General features: G+C 54.5%; 13 protein-coding genes. 11 read left to right on the top strand and 2 right to left on the bottom strand.

Going from position 1 to position 21159, the window contains the following annotated elements; translation table 11 throughout:
• Nucleotides 1-33: 33 nt before the first annotated feature.
• On the bottom strand, nt 34-318 hold the full coding sequence (locus Pr1d_RS04295) for an antibiotic biosynthesis monooxygenase family protein (protein ID WP_148072371.1): 285 nt from the start codon (nt 316-318) through the stop codon (nt 34-36).
• Between the two features lie 165 nt (nt 319-483).
• Complete coding sequence (locus tag Pr1d_RS04290) at nt 484-3909, bottom strand: beta strand repeat-containing protein (protein WP_148072370.1); 3426 nt, start codon at nt 3907-3909, stop codon at nt 484-486.
• 725 nt (nt 3910-4634) lie between these two features.
• Here Pr1d_RS04290 and Pr1d_RS04285 point away from each other — a divergent pair.
• The 11 genes from Pr1d_RS04285 (at nt 4635) to Pr1d_RS04235 (ending at nt 21143) form a co-directional block, all read left to right on the top strand.
• Nucleotides 4635-5981 (top strand): serine/threonine-protein kinase, encoded by a 1347-nt coding sequence (locus Pr1d_RS04285; protein WP_148072369.1) that lies wholly within the window; start codon nt 4635-4637, stop codon nt 5979-5981.
• Between the two features lie 256 nt (nt 5982-6237).
• Nucleotides 6238-9636 carry a carbamoyl-phosphate synthase large subunit gene (gene carB, locus Pr1d_RS04280; protein ID WP_148072368.1) on the top strand — a complete coding sequence of 1133 codons (3399 nt, stop codon included), beginning with the start codon at nt 6238-6240 and terminating at the stop codon, nt 9634-9636.
• 128 nt (nt 9637-9764) lie between these two features.
• Nucleotides 9765-10040 (top strand): antitoxin family protein, encoded by a 276-nt coding sequence (locus Pr1d_RS04275; protein ID WP_168205046.1) that lies wholly within the window; start codon nt 9765-9767, stop codon nt 10038-10040.
• Entirely contained in the window at nt 10037-10450 is a 414-nt protein-coding gene (locus Pr1d_RS04270) for a type II toxin-antitoxin system VapC family toxin (RefSeq protein ID WP_148072366.1), read from the top strand. Before Pr1d_RS04275 ends, Pr1d_RS04270 begins: the two co-directional genes overlap by 4 nt.
• A 169-nt stretch (nt 10451-10619) precedes the next feature.
• A complete protein-coding gene (locus tag Pr1d_RS04265) occupies nt 10620-12071 on the top strand; it encodes a DUF805 domain-containing protein (RefSeq protein ID WP_168205045.1) in 1452 nt (483 codons plus the stop codon).
• Complete coding sequence (locus Pr1d_RS04260) at nt 12068-12673, top strand: Uma2 family endonuclease (protein WP_148072364.1); 606 nt, start codon at nt 12068-12070, stop codon at nt 12671-12673. Before Pr1d_RS04265 ends, Pr1d_RS04260 begins: the two co-directional genes overlap by 4 nt.
• Nucleotides 12670-13266 carry a DUF4332 domain-containing protein gene (locus Pr1d_RS04255; protein ID WP_148072363.1) on the top strand — a complete coding sequence of 199 codons (597 nt, stop codon included), beginning with the start codon at nt 12670-12672 and terminating at the stop codon, nt 13264-13266. The genes Pr1d_RS04260 and Pr1d_RS04255 overlap by 4 nt, the downstream gene beginning before the upstream one ends.
• A 912-nt stretch (nt 13267-14178) precedes the next feature.
• A complete protein-coding gene (locus Pr1d_RS04250; protein WP_168205044.1) occupies nt 14179-16239 on the top strand; it encodes a YXWGXW repeat-containing protein in 2061 nt (686 codons plus the stop codon).
• Between the two features lie 126 nt (nt 16240-16365).
• Entirely contained in the window at nt 16366-17481 is a 1116-nt protein-coding gene (locus tag Pr1d_RS04245) for a KpsF/GutQ family sugar-phosphate isomerase (protein WP_148072361.1), read from the top strand.
• Nucleotides 17482-17567: 86 nt separating this feature from the next.
• Nucleotides 17568-18089 (top strand): KdsC family phosphatase, encoded by a 522-nt coding sequence (locus tag Pr1d_RS04240; protein WP_148072360.1) that lies wholly within the window; start codon nt 17568-17570, stop codon nt 18087-18089.
• A gap of 84 nt (nt 18090-18173) precedes the next feature.
• A complete protein-coding gene (locus Pr1d_RS04235; protein ID WP_148072359.1) occupies nt 18174-21143 on the top strand; it encodes a hypothetical protein in 2970 nt (989 codons plus the stop codon).
• Nucleotides 21144-21159 lie beyond the last annotated feature (16 nt).

The following is a 21159-nucleotide window of genomic DNA, read 5'->3' as shown; positions in this document are numbered from 1 at the left end:
CGAGATTGGGGAACTCAGTGCGGAACGTGACCCTCAGCTCTTATAGATCTTATGCTGCGGTCGCCCCGAGAGGATTTGCTCTTTCCCCCAATTAGTAACGGCCCGAAATTCCGGGCTCTGAATAAACGTTTGGAACGCTTGTTCATCGGACCACTCGCTGGTGATCAAGTAGGACGCCTGGTCGCTGACATCTTTCCACAATGTGGAATTCGTATGTCCTTCAGCCGCATTCAAGGCTTCGAGGACCCCTGCAAATTTCTCCTCGAAGTCCGCCTGCTTCCCCTCGATAACGTGATAGTTCATCCCAACAGTGATCATCTTACATAGGCTCCAGAAGATGTGGCGGTGGTACAAGTCTGAATCTTAGATTACGGCTCTCACCCCCGCAACCCAGGCCGCGTCGTCTCTTGTTAGCCGCAATGCGGCGCGAATACGCTCTGCCCCTTACCAGACATCGGTTACTGACTTTCCCGGCTCGCCAACTTACGCATACTGTTTGTGGCGCAAGAGCATTGTAGCGATTTCCATCAGCAACATGACCGATGTAGACGGCTCGGGGACGTTGGCGCTCAAAGCCATCAAAGGTGTGCCGTAGCTTGCTTGCCATAGAGCCAAAGCTGCAGGGTCAAGCGGGGGAGCAGTGCCGCCTCGTTGCCAGACCAGGAAATCGCGGCCGTCGACGTCACCGTCATTATCGAAGTCGGCGGTGAGTGAGGATGCGATTACCTCCAGCTCCACCGAGTTGGCCTTGTAGTTGACTGCGAACATGTTGCCGCCGCCAAGCGTGGGCAGATTCTCGGTGTTGAACGTGCCGAAGCGGGCGGTGTCGCCGGTGACAATCGTGAACTTTTCGCCGAGGTTGGGCATGAAGCCGCCGGTGAGCGTCACGTCGAGCGTGCCTGCGAGCGTGGCGTTGAAATCAGCGGAGAGCGAATCAAAGTTTTGTGTGCCGGTGTTGGCCAGTTCGACGAACAGTGTGCCGGTGGCAGTCTGCTCAAATTGGGCGAGCTCAATCTGCCCCAGCGATGAGCCCAGATGCAAGTCGCCGTCGTTCTGCAAGATGAGCGCGGCGGAGTCGAACCCGTCGGCGAGGGTCATGTCGCCGGTGGTAGAGTTGACCACGCTGCCGAAGCCGGTGAAGGTGGTGCCCGTTGCGATCGTGGAGGCGCCCTCGTCCATCACCAACACGTCATTGCCGGTCGGGAGGACTACGGTTAAGGTGCTGCCGAGGTTGGCGTCGCCAGAGATGCGGCCGAAGTTGCTCACGTTAATGGTGCCATTGAGATTCGAGACTCCGCCGACAGACAGTCTGGCAGGCACGAGGTTCGACAAACCGCCGTTTAGGTTCAGCGTGCCATTGGTCCCTAGAGTCCAGTCGTTGTCGAAGAAGAGGAATCGAAAAACACCAACCGTGGCGTCGCCACCGAAGGCGTCGGTGGGGCTTTTGACAATCCGCATGTTGCCGTTCACCGCTTCCAGTACGCCGGTTATCCCCGTGCCATCCAGATCGGGAGCGCCCGTGGTGTCGATGGTGAGGCCGCCTGCCGTGTCGCCGGTCGCCCGGAGCGTTCCATTGTTGGTGAATCCAACCGTTGAGATCGCGCCGAAGCCCTCGGTCACTCCGTTGTTGGTGATCGACTGACCTGTGACGAAACCGCCGTTTAGTTGCAGCGCGCTGACATTCGCGGTATTGAGCGTCATGCCGAGTTGCAGCGTGCCATCGAGGTCGGCAGTCCCAAGGATGTCGGCGTCGAGGAGGGTGCCGTTGACGATCAGCGTGCCGTTGTCAGCCAGCAGATCGGACCCGGCGAGGAACCGCACGTTGGTGTCGATCGTGCCGTGGCCCACTAATACCGCGGCGCCGTTAGCGGTGATCTCTCCGGACCCTTGAATCGTGCCGCCGGCAATGGTGTTGGGTGTGGCCGCGTTGCCGCCGGAGAAGCGAAGTTCTTTGCCGACGGTATTGACGCGTATCAGCCCGCCGGCTTCCAAATCGACGCGGGCCGTAAACAGTGTGCTATCGGTCACAGTAATCTCGCCCTGGATATTCAGGTCGGAGCCGGCGAGCGAGACGGTCGGTGTCGCACCGCCAGTAATCACAATCCGTCCATTCGGTGCAAGCGTCCACTCGTGAGCAGGATTGGTGAGGTTGACCGCGAGCGTACTCGTCGAATTGTTGATGCTGATGGCATCGATTGACGCATTAAGATTGTCGCCGAAGGCATTATTCGGGCCTAGCGAGTTGGCGTTGATTGTCAGGTCGCCGGTGAGTTGGATGGACTCCGCTCCGCTCACGAACTCGTCTAAATTGACGGTTCCACTCGGCATATTGATTATCTGATTGCCGTTAACAAACAGCGTAGCTTTGCTTAGTTGCAAAGTGCCGGCCCCCGTGTGTGTGCTGCCGCCTTGTAAAATAGCGTTCCCTTCGAATCGCAAAGTAGATCCGGATGATATGGCGGTACTCGAAGCAGCGCTGGCAGTGAAGTTTGTCGGCAGGGCCAAAACTGTCAGGCCACCATCGACATTGATTGAGCCGCCGTCGATCGTCATTAATTCAGTCGAACTAATTGACGACGTTCCCGCAGTCGAGTCGGTATTGAGGACGCCGCTGAATGACCAACCTCCCGTTATGTTTGGCTCAAAAGATCCAGCATTGAAGTTGATTGTGCCATCGAACGAGTTTCCGGGGCCCGTTTCGATGTCGTTGCTGTTGATTCTCAACGTCGACGAATTGATCGTGGTGGTTGAGTCTTCAGGGCCGTCCCAATCAAAGCTGGGTAACTCGATATTCAGCACATGGTTTTTATCGACGACGAGCTCGGTTCCTGTGCCGTTAAAATTTAGTTGGCCGTCGATATTCGAGGCTGTGGTAAACGGCTGGATTCTCTGGAACACCAGCGAGGTGTTGGCGGCCAAGTTAACCTCCGAGTTGGGGTGAATGTCGAATTTTTCCTCGAGAATGATGGTGCCCGAGTTTACGTTAAATTGCGAGCCACTGTCTCCACCATTTAAGGGGTCGAAGCTAATTCGATTGCCTCGCACGATGGCCGTACGCGGTACGCCCGCGGCGCCGAACCCCGCGTCGATGTTAAACGTCGCGCCGTCGGTCAGAAGCGGGTCGCTCAATTCGAGTATGGATCCCGCCTCGAAGTTCATCGTGCCATGAAACATATTCGTTTCGACTTGCAGGTCGAGCGTCGTTTGTTCGTCGATGCTTACTACGCCGATGTCGAAGATGCCGTCAATGTCGTGTCGCGCGTTGGTGTCGCTGGCTTCGATTGTGAGCGTAAATCGATCAGTATTGTTGGCTCCAACCGGCCGGCGTGATTGCAGTACGCCGTCGTTAAATAGGGTGACGGTGGGGACACCGCCGAGGTTTTCGTCAAATCGGAGCACGCCGTAGCCAGAGAGAAAACTGTTGGCATTGATTGTCAACTTGGCAACGTTCGCCGGAGCACCGAGCAAATCGCCCAACACCACGCGTCCACCTTGTAAACTAAAGGCTCCACTAGCGCTGATGGTGACGTCCTCGGCCATGACGGTCGTAAAGGCGGGTCCGCCCGCATGCTGAGTGGCTATGAATGTGGTGCCCGCACCGCTGATGGTAATGTTTCCATCGACATCAAGTACGTTGCCCGCGGTATCAGCATCGGCACCACTTGTGAGCGCGAGGCTACCTATCGAGAAGTTCTGATCGATTACCGTCGAATCGCCTACCGCCGCTGCTAGGTCGCCAATAAATATATCGTCGCCTGCTTGCGGAATGTTGATCGGCGACCAATTGAGCGCACTACCCCAGTTGATATGATCGCCGTTGTCCTGCCAACTACGCCCCCAAGTCGCCGTCGCAAAGCAAAAATTTACCAAGACCGCTGCAACTATACTTGTTCGGAAAGAAAGTGACATGATACTCGTCTCCCCACAATAACTTCGATTGGAACGAAGGAGGACCATGGAATCTTGCGTCACGACGAGCGAAGCACGAGAAAAGTGGAGTGTGATCCCATCCCCGATCTCTCGTCAGTCTAATCCGAATTGATCCCGGGGGCAACAAAATGACGAAATATCGTCCTGACTTTGCAGATTGGTGTCAAATGTCTACTCTTTGGGCACGAGCTTCAAACTAAACTGCTTGCCACGTTTGTTGCAATAGACGCATCGATGGTTGCGGCGCGTCGAATTGCCAACTGCATAATTAATCTCTCAGCATGCCTCTCGGCATCTCGCCGACTGCATGCGGTGACTTGAACATTTTTGCGACCTAGTTACTCATCGAGGACGACTTTACAGATGATCACATCGGACGCGAAAACCAGATCGAAGTCTCGCAGTGGCGTAATACAGATCGGCAACAAAACGGTAGACATCACCGCTTGCTTTCTTCGCAGCCGCAACTCCAGGGGAGGTGTGGCTGCGACATTAGGGGAAAATTGGCGGTTAACTGTGATGTTTGTTATGTGATCCAGAAACGATCTTACTAACGGTCTAAGTTGAGATCCCCAAGAGATGTTACATAGAAAAAGAAATTTGACTTGTCACCTAGACGTCTGCCATTACATGAGGAAAAAGGCTATCTTGAATAACGCAATGAGCGTGACTTACGTTATCAATAGAATCCAGTCTTTTTTGCCATGGCCAAATCCGACCGAGAACAAGATCTGGTTGTTTGCCTGACGGCATTGGAGAACAAAGTGGTCGGTGTCGAATCACTCCTAGCTGTACTCGAGGAGTGGCTTGACACGCCGACGACTTCACTCGTTCCACTTCTGCGTGAGCGAGGCGTGCTTGCGGAAGCCCAGCTAGATGAGTTGTCTGAAAAGGTCGCCGAGCGGCTTGCCGCCAGTGGGCTGGAGACTGCCTCAATGTGGAAAACGCTCCCAGCACCACTTAGTGGCTCTTTGCTCAATCCCCTGGAGGATTTAGAAGCAGACAGCACGGAACCCTCCGACAGCGATAGCACACTTGACCGTACTTCCGCACTCCCCGCTCCAATCGTAGGCGGCAAGAACGACGAACGGTTTAGTATTGTCAGCAAGTATGCCGAAGGGGGTCTGGGCGAAGTCTCCATCGCCCAAGATCAACAGCTTGGCCGCATGGTCGCCTTGAAGCAGATCAAGACCCACGTTGCAGATGACGTCGCTGCCCGTGCGAGATTTCTTTTGGAGGCCCAGGTCACGGGACGGCTGGAGCATCCAGGTGTCGTACCTGTCTACGCATTGGGATTTGACGCCTCAGGTAGACCCTACTATGCGATGCGATTCATCGAGGGAGAAAGTCTGCAAGAAGTGGTTCGGCGTTTCCATGACAAGTTTTCTGTTCAGAATGCAGACCGCGGGGATCGGATATTGGAACTCCGGAAGCTCGTAGGCCGCATTGTCGACGTTTGCCACACCATTGACTACGCCCACAGCCGAGGAATTCTGCATCGAGATCTCAAGCCGGCCAATATCATGCTTGGCAAATATGGCGAGACTCTTGTGGTTGATTGGGGGCTGGCCAAGGTGCTCAGTGGTACCGATCAGCACCAAATCGTTTACCAGGAAATTGCCTCAACAAACGAAGGCCTTGCTCCCACCGTCAAGGGTTCCACAATCGGCACCCCAGCCTACATGAGCCCCGAACAGGCTGCTGGCAAGACGGGTGATCTCAGTCCCCAAGCCGATATCTACAGCCTGGGAGTAACACTCTACCATGTGCTCACAAACAGATTGCCTCATGAGGAGAACTCCCTGAGCGGCGTGATCCAGAAGATCAAGCAGCAGGCGTGTGTCACACCTCGCGAACACTCACCTTGGCTCCCCCCGCCTTTGGAATCAATCTGCCTCAAGGCCATCGCTCCCAATCGCGAAGACCGCTACCCTTCCGCCGCTTCACTCGCCGAAGACATCCAACGTTGGCTAGCCGACGAACCTGTCGCAGCGCATACGCCGACCTTTTGGGAAGCAAGCCTGAGATGGATTCGCCGACGAGGAAAGTAAGAGCAAATAATGATTCTTCGGCAATAGCTGTATTCTAGCATAGGTGCATTTAATAAGCGTACCTGTTGGCGTTCCCTCCTCTGATTGGCGATATTCATCCGGCACTTGAACCTCCCCCCCGCTTCGGGCTACGATAGAGCGATTTTACACGTGTTTTTATTGATCGCTGTGCTTGACCCAAATCAAGACGACCCCGCTCACCGATGCCGGAAGCTGACGCATCCGGCTCGCCACGGAAAACGAATCTACAAGTACTATGCCACGACGAGACGACATTCACCGCATACTGATCATTGGCTCGGGACCGATTGTCATCGGCCAGGCCTGCGAGTTTGACTATTCAGGTACCCAAGCCTGCAAGGCTCTCCGCGAGGAAGGGTACGAGGTGATCCTCGTTAACTCGAATCCCGCAACGATCATGACCGATCCGTCTACGGCCGACCGTACCTACATCGAGCCGCTTACTTGGGAGATGGTTGCCAAGGTGATTGAGGCTGAGAGGCCCGATGCGTTGCTGCCAACACTTGGCGGACAGACAGGGCTCAACGTGGCGATGGCGCTTGAATCGCATGGCGTACTGGAGAAGTATGGCGTTGAAATGATCGGCGCCAATGCTGACGTGATTGATAAGGCTGAGAGTCGTGAGCGATTCAAAAAGGCAATGGACAAGATCGGCCTGGAAGTGTGTCTCGGCAAGACGATCCACAGCATCGATGAAGCCCGCGAGTGGTTGAAAGAGATTGGCCTGCCGGCAGTCGTGCGGCCTAGTTTTACGATGGGAGGAAGTGGCTCGGCCATTGCTTACAACCGGCAGGAGTTCGATGAACTGGTCCGCCGTGGTCTCGATCAATCGCCTACCAACGAGGTGCTGCTCGAGGAATCGATTATCGGTTGGAAAGAATATGAGATGGAAGTGATGCGCGATGTCGATGACAATGTCGTCATCATCTGTGCCATCGAAAACTTCGATCCGATGGGAGTCCATACGGGGGACTCGATTACCGTCGCACCGGCGCAGACTCTCTCAGACAAAGAATACCAGCGGATGCGAGATGCCAGTCTGGCCGTCATTCGCGAGATTGGTGTCGAGACGGGCGGATCGAACATTCAGTTTGCTACGCACCCAGAAACGGGGCGGATGATCGTCATTGAGATGAATCCGCGCGTGAGTCGCTCCAGTGCTCTGGCCTCAAAGGCGACCGGATTCCCGATCGCCAAGATCGCTGCGAAGTTAGCTGTGGGCTACCGGCTGCACGAGCTTCCCAACGACATTACCCGCAAGACGACCGCCTGTTTTGAGCCGACGATCGATTATGTCGTGACGAAAATTCCACGGTTTGCCTTCGAAAAATTCCCCGACGCGGATGACACGCTCACCACTCAAATGAAAAGTGTCGGCGAAACGATGGCAATCGGCAGCACGTTTAAGGAATCGTTTCAAAAGGCGTTGCGGGGATTGGAAGTTGGTAGCTTCGGATTCGGCTGTGATGGCAGCGACCTGTGGGGAACGGACCAACAACCAAGCGAAGAAGAGATCAAAGAAAAACTCGCCCGCCCCGGCCCGCAGCGGGTGTGGTATCTCCGCTACGCCCTCAAGAGTGGAATGACTCCTGCGAGAATCCATGAACTGACGAATATCGATCCTTGGTTTCTCGACAACCTCGCGGAGATCGTCGAGACCGAGGAGAGAATCCGGAGCGTCGGTGGATGGGACAAACTCTCACCTGAGTTGCTACGAACCGCCAAGCGACAAGGTTTCTCTGATAGGCAGTTGGCGATCATGCTCGGCAGCACCCAGATCGAAGTCCGCCAACGCCGCCTCGAACTAGGCATTGTTGCCACGTTCAAGTCAGTCGACACTTGTGCCGCTGAATTCGAAGCCTACACGCCTTACTATTACTCAACATATGAATTGGAAGACGAGATACCTACGAAAGAGTCGCGAGCTGAGAGTCGTGAGTCGAGAGCTCGAATACTCGATCCACTCCCTGGCTCGCCGCTGTCGACTCCCGACTCTCGCCCTTTGACGGTCATGATCCTCGGCGGCGGACCGAATCGCATTGGTCAGGGAATCGAGTTCGACTACTGTTGTTGTCACGCCAGCTTTGCTATGCGTGAGCTGGGAATCGAATCTGTTATGGTTAACTCGAATCCCGAGACGGTGAGTACCGACTACGACACGAGCGACCTTTTGTTTTTCGAGCCGCTCACGGTCGAGGATGTGCTCAATATCTGCGATCGAGTCCAGCCCGATGGCGTCATCGTGCAGTTTGGCGGTCAGACGCCATTGAATCTGGCCCGCGCACTCAAGTCGGCCGGAGTGCCGATCATTGGCACGAGCGTTGGACAAATTGAAGCAGCCGAGGATCGCGAGAAGTTCCAGCAGTTGTTGGAGCGACTCGATCTCAAGCAGCCCGCCAACGGCATTGCCCGCACAATGGACCAGGCACGTCGCGTGGCAGCCAAGATCGGCTATCCGCTCTTGGTGCGACCGAGTTTCGTACTCGGCGGTCGAGCGATGGAAATCTGCTACGACCAACAACAACTCGAACAATTTACTGCCGCAGCATTCGTCGTTGCCCAGGGCCAGCCCGTCTTATTGGATCGCTTCCTGGAAGGTGCGACCGAGGTGGATGTCGACGCGATCTGCGATGGTCGAGACGTCATCGTCCCCGGCATCATGGAACACATCGAAGAAGCAGGCATCCACTCCGGCGACTCGGCCTGTGCAATCCCTCCCTACAGTCTGCCGGGTCCGGTGGTAAGAGAAATCCGCGACGCGACAGCCGCCCTGGCACGCGAGTTAAAAGTCGTCGGTCTGATGAACGTGCAGTTTGCGGTGAGGTGGGAGGAGAGCGACGAGTTGCGAGACGCGAGTTGCGAGACACGAGATTCTGGCTCGAAACTCGAAACTCTAAACTCGCGCCCCGTCCTTTACGTCATCGAAGTCAACCCCCGTGCCAGCCGCACGGTGCCGTTTGTTGCTAAAGCTACAGGCCTGCCTGTGGCCAAAATCGCAGCCAAAGTGATGGCTGGCGTGTCACTGGCTGAGCAAGGAATCACCGAGGACCCCATTCCAAGCCATGTCTCCGTGAAGGAAAGCGTGTTGCCCTTCATCAAGTTTGCTGGTGTGGATATTGTGCTCGGCCCTGAGATGCGTTCAACTGGCGAGGTGATGGGCATCAGCCCGCGCTTCAGCATGGCTTTTGCCAAGAGCCAACTCGCCGCCGGCACGGTGCTCCCCAGCGAGGGCAACGTGTTCGTGAGTGTTGCCGATCGTGGCAAACCCCAAGCAATCGACCTCGCCCGCCGGTTGCATGAGATGGGTTACTCACTTCTGTCAACAGAAGGAACTGCGAAAGTACTCGGCGAAGCCGGCATCCCTTCACAACCAGTGAAGAAAATTCGCGAAGGGCATCCCAACCTTCTTGATTATCTTGCCAACGACGACGTGGCCTTGGTGATGAACACTCCGAGGGGCAAAGGGGCTCGCACGGACGAAGGAAAAATCCGCGCTGCCGCCGTCCAGGCCGGTGTCCCCTGCCTCACAACCATCGAAGCAGCCACCGCCGCCATCGCCGCCCTCGAAGCACTGCGCGAGGAAGAGATGCAAGTCGAAGCCCTCCAAGATCGCTTCGCGACGGTGAGTCGGTAAGGATTGTTAACACAGAGTCCGGCCGTGTTGCATCGTATCACCCGGTGCTTTCTTAGTCGCTGGCAAGAGTCCCCCTCTTTAGCGTATAATAGTGTCAAACCATTCGATCTGCCATGAGGACTTTTCAAATGCAATCAATTCATGCCACCTACCAACAAGGTGTATTTCTACCGCTTAGCCCAGTAGCGCTACCTGAAGGGAGCGAGGTGGAATTGCATATCGAAATCTCTCCAGCAGCAGCAACTTCTCAGGATAAAGAACAGGTTCCACAGAACGCGGCCATCCCCGTTGAACAACGTATAGCCCAGATTTCCGCCCAAGTACCCCAGGAAGAATGGGACGCGTTGCCGGCCGATCTCACTGATGATCTCGATCTCCATCTCTATGGAACCAACCGAGAATGAAAACTGTCTTTGCGGATACGCTCTACTGGGTCGCGATTGCTCGTCCCAACGATTCCTGGGGAGAGTCAGCAAGGCTAGCCCGCAGCAAATTGGGCGAAGTGCAGTTAGTTACCACGGAAGGGGTACTTGTTGAATTCTTGTCATCGCTAGCCAAGGGAACTCCTGCAGTCCGTCTTGCCGGGGTCGCCATGGTACGTGCAATTCTTGCCGATCCGCAAATCCGCGTGATTCCTCAATCCCATGAAGGTTTTTTAGCTGGTTTGGTCCTCTTCGAAAATCGTCCCGACAAGGGCTATAGTCTCGTAGATTGTATTTCAATGAACACGATGAATGAACTAGGGATTCAGAAAGTACTCACCAACGACTCTCACTTCGCGCAAGAAGGTTTTCAGGTGTTGATTGAAAGATAGAGCCGCGATGTAGTGTCAATATGTAGCCGTGATGCAATGCATCACATGGCGAACGGCAGTAGACTTCTTGCATTTTCTCATCCTGCAGTTAAGCCTCCGACTTTCACACGGTTCCCAGTAGGTAAATGTATTTTCCGAAGGAATGGCACCGAAACTTGGCTCGCCCCCTATGACTTCATTGCAACGCATTGGCCATTGGTTCAGTCTGCAGGGCACCGTTTCGCGACAAGAATACCTGCTCACTGGCGCTTGCTTGACATTGCTCAAGTACGGCGTCGAAGCCGGAACGATTGGCTACACCACAGGCAAATTCTACTCGCTCTCGGATTTTCTCAATCCATTGCTCTCCGCTCGGAGTCAGTTCACGATTGGAGCTCCCGACTGGTTGGGATTGGCATGGGTGTTATGTACCATCCCGTTTGTATGGATCGCCGTGACGATGAGCGTGCGCCGATCAATTGATGCTGGATTTACCGGATGGACAGGATTATTGGTTCTATTTCCTGTATTGAATATTGCAGCCATGCTGTACTTGGCATGGGTACCACATGGATACTCAAATCGCAGACCAGGTCAAGATGATGCCCCTGAGCGGCAAAAGGATTTTGGTACCAAGCAAACGCTTGACAGTGCCGAGGTGCTGCCTGCAATTCTGACGGGATTAGGTATCGGGTTCGTCTATACGTTTGGTCTGGCGTTGTTCTTCACTACAGTTATGGAGAGCTACGGTGCGGGGTTGTTTTTTGGGACTCCAATCGTGGCAGGGGCTGCGACTGGATATGTCTACAATCGAAGTTCTTCACGTTCTCGAAGCTCGACGATAGGAGTTTCATTGTTAACTGCGATATGTTTTGCAGGAGCTTTGTTGCTCTTTGGAGTGGAAGGCTTGATTTGTATTGCCATGTCGGCTCCTCTCATGGTGCCTTTGGGAGCGTTGGGGGCGTTGACGGGTCGAGCCATCGCGGTGCAGTGTCGAACGACGACAAAGAAGAAAGACACGGGCTTGGTCGGATGCCTACTGATGGTTCCGCTGTTTTCAAGTGTTGAACCCTATGTAGCGCCCAATGTAGAGTTCGAAGTATCGACGTCGGTCGAGATTCAGGCTTCGCCTGAGCGCGTTTGGCAATGTGTCATTTCGTTCCCCGAGATCACCGAACCTCCCCAATGGTATTTCCGCTGGGGGATCTCTTGTCCTCAAGGAGCGCGCATCGATGGCACAGGTGTCGGTGCTGTTCGTCATTGCGATTTTACTACCGGTTCTTTTGTCGAGCCGATCACTACTTGGCAAGAACCGCTTTTGCTGGCTTTCGATGTCACTATGCAGCCGGAGCCGATGACCGAACTCAGCCCCTATCGCCATATCCATCCGCCTCATTTGGATGGTTCGTTTCGTAGCACCCATGGTGAGCTTCTTCTAATTCCACTAGCTGATGGTGGCACGCGGCTGGAAGGACGTACCTGGTACAAACTTGATATTTACCCCCATGCCTATTGGACACTTTGGACCGATTGGCTAGTGCATCGTATTCACGGACGCGTGCTAAGGCATATCAAGCAGCTAGCCGAAAAAACGGAGAAGACTGGAGAAAACCGCCTGAATAATGGTAGAATTGAATTATGAGCACCGCCACTCCTCAATACGAGACGCTGTCCGGCTTTTCCCCGCCTTCGACTCTGGGTCCCTACCGCGCGGCCGACTACTGGAAACTACCGGAAGGGGAACCCGTCGAACTCATCCAGGGACATCTTGTCGTGTCTCCGTCGCCGAATTTTGTTCACCAAGCTATTTCTGCGCTACTCACTGAATTCATTCTAGGAGCTGCCAGAAAGGGTGGAGGTAAAGGTTGTGCCGCTCACATGGACGTCGAGCTCTCAGATCATTCCATTCCGCAACCCGATTTACTTTACATTGCGAAAGAACGGCGTCACATCGTCAAACGTCATGTCATAGGCCCCCCGGATTTAGTCATTGAGATTCTCTCCGACAATCCGCGCCGTGATCGTGTGGACAAGATGAATATCTACGCTGAGTTCGGAGTCGCGGAATATTGGATTGTGGACCCCAAGCAGCGACTTTTCGACTTTCTCATCAATCGCGACGGACGGTTCGAAGTCCAGCCGCAACATGACAATCGCTATCAATCGCCCCGTCTGGCGGAACTCTCGATTCATCTGGTCGCCTTCTGGGCCGAAGTCGAGCGCATGACGAGCGATAGCGAGTGACGCGCAATCAGCCGCGATGCAACCGCATCGCAGGGGGGGGGCTTCACTATCGCTTCCAGTGGAAGCGGCGTTCTCACGGCCATAAAAACCTGCCGAGCGTTGCTTGGCGGCTATTCACGCTCCTTCAATCGGACTTTTCTTGCAAGGAAAGTCCCCCTATCATCTCGCGCATGGTGCAGTGGACTCTACAAAGCAATGCGTGTGATGTGCTGTCGCTCGGACCGCGGGCGGCGGGGCGATTGGCTACAGTGGGGGTGCGTACTGTTGCGGAATTGCTGGCCACTAAACCACAAGCGGCGGCGGATGGGCAGTTTTCTGCGGAAACGGTCACTGCCTGGCAGCGTGAAGCGAAATTATTAGTTGCCTTGCCGCAGCTTCCCAGCGATGCCGCGCGAGTTCTGGCAGCAATTGGTGTAGGCAGTGCCGAGCAATTGCTTCATTCAACACCTACACAGCTGATTGCAGAGATCGAAAGTCTATGGCGATCTGAAAACGCACATACTTGGAAAAAAGTTTTAGAAAAACCTACCGTGCGAGCAGTGTGCGCTTGGATAGGTATTGCACAACAAGCAAGTAGCTCGCGCGCTGCATGATGCTAGCAAGTGGTGTGTGCTGTCACAAGATATTCGGTGCGAACTTAAAAGTTGAGCACAAATGAAACCGCATTTTTCTCGCACGAAAGAACAAGATTTCAATGGCACCTTCAAACACTTTGATTGCATAGAGAAACTTTTTTCGAACTCATCAAAACCGACCTTGACCGCTTTCAGAGGCTGGCGTATTCTCCGCCGCACAACAACCAACTAACTGCTGCAGATGACCCGAGGCAAGGAAGCCCAAAATCGCTCGACAGTTTTTCTTCAGAGCTTTTCTTCCTGATCCTTGCAAGCAATCGCAACAGTAAATTTTCAATGCGAGGAACAAACTAACAGGGACTCACGTGATTGGATCGACGCGACGCAAGTCATCGTCGATCCCGAAGCGGCTGGCGAAGGCATGGATGCCTCCCACCGCCTCGAAACGTTCTCCCCCCGTCGTAGTGCATGTCACGGATGACTCGGCTACGTCCGCCCTCACGCATGCGTCATTGCGTCCAATCGCTCCCGGAAAAGTAACTACGTCCTTTGCCCCCCTGGGACGTGTGCTTTTCTGGGAGCATTTTTTTTGGGGGGGAGTGAAAGGTGAGTAAGTGAGTAGGTAGGTAGAGAGACAGCTACCTTCCCTTCGCCGTCCGCCATACCTACCAACCTACCAACCTACCAACCTACCAACCTACTCACCTACTCACCTACTCACTCTCCCCTCGTAAATATGACAACGAGGCGCCGCGAGTTTGGGACACTCTCTTCTCGCAGGCTTGCAAAAAGCAGTCTATTTCGGCCGATTTTCTCGTTCTGGCAGCTTTGGCACGCGCTATGCATCATTGCTAGCTGGTAGATCGTATGCGCACAATTAAGCTGCCCATTCGCTGCAATAAGCCAACTACTCCAAAAAGGAGAAATAGCATGTCCAGAATATCTGTAATTGTAGGTGGTCTATATTTGACCAGTCTGATCGCTTTCTGTGATCAAAACACGGCATCGGCACAGGCGCCCCCTGCTCCTGCCCCTCAGAACATGTTGCCGGAGCCTGAGGTACTCGATCAAGGCCCCATCCACGAAGCCTTTGCCGAACCACTTGCGTTAGGGCAAGGAGAAGCCGAGGTGGTGACCAAACAACCCCCAGCTCCAGTTCAGGAGCTTCCTCCTGATGAGCGGCCTGAGGGACAGAATGTCGAGTGGATTCCCGGCTACTTTAAGTTTGACCAGGATCGTGAGGATTTCATTTGGGTTAGTGGATTGTGGCGCGATGTGCCTCCTGGCCGGACTTGGATTCCGGGCGAGTGGCAGGAAGTCGAGGGAGGTTGGCAATGGGTGCCAGGTTTCTGGTCCGATGCCGAGCAAGAACTACGTTTGCTACCCGTGCCTCCTGATTCTTTAGAAGCAGGTCCTTCGAGTCCTGCGCCCGACGATAGCTACCTCTGGGCACCTGGCTGCTGGCAGTGGCAGAACACCGGCTATGCCTGGCAAGCGGGTTTTTGGTATGAGGCTCAACCTAACTGGGTGTGGGTTCCCAATCACTACAGCTACACTCCGCGAGGTTGCGTTTTTGTGAACGGCTATTGGGACTATCCTCCGCAATCGCGTGGCTGGTTGTACGCTCCGGTTTACTGGGGGGGTGGCTACGCTGGTTACGGAAGAAACTATTACTATCGCCCCCTTAGTGTGATCAACACAGGTCTGCTGCTGGCAAATCTGTTCGTTGATCGCAACCATGGTCACTATTACTATGGCTACAATCGTGGTCGTCATCCAGGTTGGGTGCAGCCATGGGGAGCAAACTATAGTAAGTACGGTCACCGAGGTCACGGCAAGGGATATCGCGGTGGATACGATCCCCTGTGGGCCCATCATAATTTCAAGGGGCGCGATGGTAATTATCGAGGTGGTGACCGAGATGGCCGAGATTTCAATCGGGGCGATCGCCGCGATAATGATCTTGCCCAGGGGCGAGATCGCGCAAATATGAAGCTTGTTACCTCCGTAGACGAATTCAAGAAAGATTATAAAAACTTTGATGGCAAGGATCGCAAGATCCGTCAACTTAGCGAGAATGAAGTCTCCAAGGCACGTAGTCAGGCGAAAAAGTATGCCAATTTCGACCGCTCGCGCATCGGCTTGGATTCCAAAAAGGATGCGAAAAGCTATGTGAACCGGGATGGCAACCGTGCGAAGCTTGAAGGAAACGCTAACGCTGAAGGTCGAATTCTTCGCCAAGGTGATGGGGGTTCCTCTCAAGGAAAAATTCGCTCTCAGGAAAATGTCGATGTGCGTAATCGCAGCAAAGAGATTTTTGAATCGCGCAACCGCAGCCGGGCAGAACTTGATGCCCGAATTGGCGGAAGCGAGAAATCTGAATACAAACGTGGCGACCGAAATTCGGATATTCGCTCCAAGGGACAAGTGGAGAACCGTGCTCGTGTGCAGAGTGATGGTAGTCAGTTAGATATTGGAAACTCCAGTAAGTATCGCGGCAGTGTGAACCAGCGATATCAAGGAAGTGGCCAAGGCACTGGGTCCGCCCAATCTGATCGACAGAAATTGTACTACCGAGGAGGAACGCAAGAGGGTACGAATCAGCTCCAACAACTACAGCAACGTAGTCAGCAACAAGTCCCGAACACTCGTTCCTTCCAGGGTTCGACCCAGCAAAAGATCACACCGCAAGGGAACTACCGCAGAAGTGATTCATCGAATTCTCAGAACATCCGCTCCAATAGCCGAAGCTATCAAGGTAGCGGACAGGTTAAGAGTGGCGGCCAAAGTTCGCAAAGAGCAATCCAGCAGCCTAGAAGTTCTTCGCCCCAGAACCGCAGTTCCTACCGCAGTAGTGGTGGTAGTTCGAGAGGTGGCGGCAGCGGAACTTATAGTGGCAGTCGCGGTGGCGGAGGTGGCCAGCGAGCTAGCGGAGGAAATCGCGGAGGTGGCGGAGGCGGCAAAAGCAGTGGTGGAAAGAAGGGTCGATAATTTAGCGCTTGTGGCTTAGCGTGGCGTGCTAGCACGCCCTCCGTTCGCGTTGCCACTCCTAGCAAGATTGGTTACGATTCGGCCCAGTTATTTCCACCTCCACGCTGTGTCAAGGAAGACCCACCGATGAGCACGGATGCTGCGCTCCGCAAGCGAGCGATCGAACCTGAAGTACCTTTCCCTCCCGAATCCATTTCCCATGACGAAGTCCTGAGGCTTGGTCGGCAGGTGGTGCAAGCCGAATCGCGAGCTCTCACGGGCCTTGCCAAGAACCTCGACGACAATTTTATTGCCGCCGTAGAGTGGATCTATAACTTGCCGGGTGATCTCATTATCACTGGCATGGGCAAGGCGGGTCACATTGCTCAAAAGCTCGCGGCCACGTTTGCCTCGACTGGCACACGGGCTCACTTCTTACACCCTGCTGAAGCAATTCACGGTGATCTAGGACGGGTTCAATCAGGTGACCTCGTGCTCGTATTGTCACAAAGTGGTGAAACAGCCGAGATACTTAGTCTTCTCCCCAGTTTCGCAGACTTCGACGTGAGAATCGTTGCGATTACGGCAAGCCAGGAAAGCACTTTGGGCTGCAACGCCGACATCACTATCGAACTCGGCTCTCTCGATGAGGCGTGTGCCCTCGGTCTGGCACCCAGCACAAGTACCACTGCAATGCTGGCCCTGGGAGATGCAATTGCTTTGGTCGTAAGTCGCTTGCGAGGTTTTGAAGCGGAAGATTTTGCTCGCTTCCATCCCGGCGGATCACTCGGCCTCAAACTCAGCAACATCGAAAGCCATATGCGACCCCTGAAGGACTGTCGCCTCGCTTCTGAGCGTGCCACTATCCGAGAGGTACTGGTTACGTGCACCAAACCGGGACGTCGCAGTGGCGCCATCATGTTGGTCGACCAGCGAGGTTGCCTCACAGGGCTGTTCACCGACAGTGATCTGGCCCGTTTAATTGAGAACCGCCAAGACCACGCACTCGACGCTCCAGTGAGTCAAGTAATGATCAAATATCCCACCACAGTAACCATCGGAGCGAAAATGAACACGGCCATTGAATTACTTGCCGACCGCAAGATCAGCGAGCTACCTGTAGTCGACACCGAAGGATGCCCACAGGGACTCATCGATATTACTGATGTGATGAGTCTCTTACCCGAAACGACACCTGCGAAAACTCGCAAACCAGGTCGACCGACCGTGCGAATTTACTCTGTTGACGAATACGCTGACTAAGAAGAAATGTGGAATTCGGATTGCAGAATGCGGATTACCACCAACAACCAACCATAACGAAGCTTACGCATCCGGCTTGCCAATTGATGAAACTTTCTGATCGATGTGCCGCAATACGCTTGGTGCTCTCCGATGTTGACGGGGTGCTGACCGATGGGCGCTTGATTTACGACAACCAAGGTGGCGAAGCGAAGCAGTTCCACATTCGCGATGGGCAGGGGATTCGTCTCTGGCAACAGAGTGGAGGGACTTTTGGAATTGTCACGGCTCGCAGTTCTGCGATGGTCACTCGTCGCGCGGAGGAGCTCGATATTACTCTTGTGAAGCAAGGGGTAAAGAACAAACTCGCCGAAGTGCAAGAAATTGCTATCGAGTTTGGTTGTGATCTCAAAGAAATCTGCTACGTGGGAGACGATGTGCTCGATTGGGCCACCATTCAATCGGTGGGCCTGGGAGTGGCCGTCGCCGACGCGGTCGAAGAAGTACGCCAGTCAGCCAAGTACGTAACAAGTCAACCGGGCGGCCACGGCGCCATCCGCGAACTTATCGAACTTCTTTTGAAAAACACGAACCGCTGGGAATCGACCATTCACAAGTATCAAGCGTGATCATGACCCCCGGCTTCCGCCGAGGGCTATTAGCGACAGTCATATCACTCCCCATTCCGCAATCAGACTTCCGCATTCCACTACATGCTCACCCGTCTAACACACGCTGGAGTTGCCTTCGCCACCACGGTGGTGATCTACCAAATCTACGTGCTCTTGGCGGTCCCTCTCTTGGAGCCGAATCGACCAGCGAATGCCACGGAGTTATCGGAGATCGATCCCACCGGCGGCAAGCCGCGAGTTCCCTTTCACAAGCACCGTGAAATGCTCGCAACCTATTTTCCGCCGGACCACTGGACACTCCAAGAACCCCCGAAGAGTTTCGATAATGGCCAGGCAATGATTCTCGTCGACGACTACCACCCCAGCGAGGATGGTCAGGTCCGTGTACAAAAGTGTGTCTTGTTGTTTTTCCCCCACGAACGCGTACTGGGAGAAGATCCCCCTCGCGATGCCGTCATCTTAGAGGCTCCGCATGGTGCAGTGCTCCAACTTGATGAGGGGTTTCACGCAGGTTTCAAAGGCGTCGGCCGGATGCAGTGGGCCCGGTTGGAGGGTGATATTGTCGTCCGCAGCGATATGCAGGAGCCCGGTTCGCAAGACGACCTGATCCTCAAGACCCGCGACCTCAAAATGAACCAAGACTTGATTCACACCGACGCCGAAGTCGAGATGCGACTCGGCCCACATTGGGGACGAGGCAGAGTGTTGGAGATCCGGCTCGTGGCTATCGAGCGAGGGTTCTCATCGGCCGCAGGGCCGGCCATCGGAGGAATCGATACGCTAGAGATCGTGCATGATGTTTCCGCCGAATTGGCGATCGGCGAAACCGCACTTCTGCGCGACAAGACGCAAGAAGCTCCTCCTGTGCAGGTGAGCAGCAATGGGCGCTTCAAATTCGATTTTTCGACGAATGTAGCCTCGTTTGTCGACCAGGTAAGACTTGAACAAAAATATTCCAATGGAGCGCGCAATCGCTTGAACTGTGAAGAGTTGAATCTCTACATGGCGACCCAAGATGAGACGGTAGCTCTAGGGGTGGCCAATTATTCGTCAACGACTTTGGCTGGCCGCGCTCGTACCCTTACAAAACTACTTCCCGGTACCGTCGAAGCCCACGGAACCGACTTGAAGCCCGTGGAGCTTACTGCAGAGACACATTCAGCCTCAGCCCGCTGCGGCTTGCTACGGCTTGAGTTAGGTCCGCAGCGCGTCACATTTAGTAGCCAGGACGAGATCGAACTCAAGTACGAAGGTAGCGAAATCCATGCTCCGCTCGTTCAATACCAAATGCCTCCAAAAGACTCAGGCCATCGCATCGGCACCTTGCTTGCGGCGGGCAATGGGTGGTTCAAGACAGCCCCAAGTTCTCCACATCGCGTCGAACTCCGCTGGACCGATGGCATCAATCTGCGACACATCCAGGGCAAGCCAGTACTGACTGTTCGTGGCCGACCAAGGTTGTCAGCAGTAGGTGGGCGATTATGGGCCGATGAACTGGAGATGGTCCTGCGCGAACGGGTCGCCGATGGCACAGAGGATGATTTGCTTCCCGCAGATATCGCACCCGAAAGAATGACTGCCAGTGGCCATGTGGACATCGATTCCTCTCAACTGAGTGGCAAGATCAATAAGATGAAAATTGACGTGCAGTACCTGCCCATTGATCTCAAGCTGGGGAGTGCTTCCGAGGGCGGTACAAGCAATCCACTGCTTGTCGGCGGTGCTAACGGATCTGAGAGAGCCTATCGAATCGATGGCGATACCCTCGACGTAGGAGTGATCGTCCGCGATGCCCAACCACAGATCAGTTCACTCGACGTGCGAGGCGATTTGGAATTTCGGGAAGAATCAAACCATAGTACTGCTGCGCAGCCCATGGTTGTACGCGGCAAAGAACTACAGATCAGGAACGCTGAGACCCCTGAAGCGAAGATTTCCTTACGCGGGGAACCTGCGACCATCAACGCTGCGGGGATGTCAATCGAAGCCGTTGAGCTTCAAGTGAATCGTGGCACGAGTGCTGCCAACATCGATGCGCCAGGCCAACTGCAGATCCCCATCCAGCGCGATCTGCAAGGTCAGCTGCTCGCCCAGCCAGAATCGCTGCAGGTTACCTGGCGCGGCGGCATGAATCTCGAAAATGACCGCGTCACTTTCCATGGCAACGTGATCGCACGCACTTCCACAGGCCAGCTCAATACGGAGCGACTGGTGGTCGTGTTATCGTCTCCTATTCAGTTCGACGGCACCTCGCAAGCCAGTCAAACGCAACTCACTCAACTAGAGTGCTGGGAAGGGGTCTCGGCCCAGTTTGTTCAGCGAGATGCAGCGGGAATCACATCGATTCACAAGATGAAGCTCGAATCAATTCGTGCGAATCAAGTCACAGGGGAAATAGCTGGAATCGGGCCCGGGTTGATCGAATCGGTGCATCTTACGACGGGTCAAATGCCCGGTGCTCCCGCGACCCCTTTTGCCGATGTGACTCCCTCGGCAAACTTTGCAGCCGTGGCGACAGGCAGCACACCACAACGACTTCGCTATCTACGAGTCGAATTTCTTCGTGGCGTCGAAGGAAATCTCAACAAACGGATTGTGTCCGTAGTCGGAGATGTAAGAACGGTGTATGGCCCCGTTGATTCTTGGGAGCAAACCTTGCCGACGCAGCTTCAGGGCTCCCCCGCACCCGACACGGTCTACATCGAATGCCAACGTTTGCAAGTCGCCCAGAGCCCCGCAGCCCGATTACAACGCGATCCGCGTGTCGGTTCAGTGGAGCTGATGGCCGAGGGAGATGTCATCATCGAAGGTTTGGCCGGTGGCCAAGGCACATTCACTGCCCGCGCTCACAGAGCCAAGTATGACCAGCAGAAGACGAAGTTTTTCTTGGAAGGCAACGGAGTACGGCCGGCGATGCTCATACGCCAAAAATTCATTGGCGCTCCCTACGATGAGCAATCGTTCAAAAGCCTCGAATACAATCAGACCACCGACGAGTGGAAAGCCACCGGCGTAGGTCGCGGCCAATTCAGCGGCTTCCCAAGTAAGTAGCAGCGATTCACTTCCT

It is taken from the genome of Bythopirellula goksoeyrii (assembly GCF_008065115.1).
GTDB lineage: Bacteria > Planctomycetota > Planctomycetia > Pirellulales > Lacipirellulaceae > Bythopirellula > Bythopirellula goksoeyrii.
Note: the sequence above shows the minus strand (reverse complement) of the source record. Positions and strands in the feature narration are given on the sequence as shown.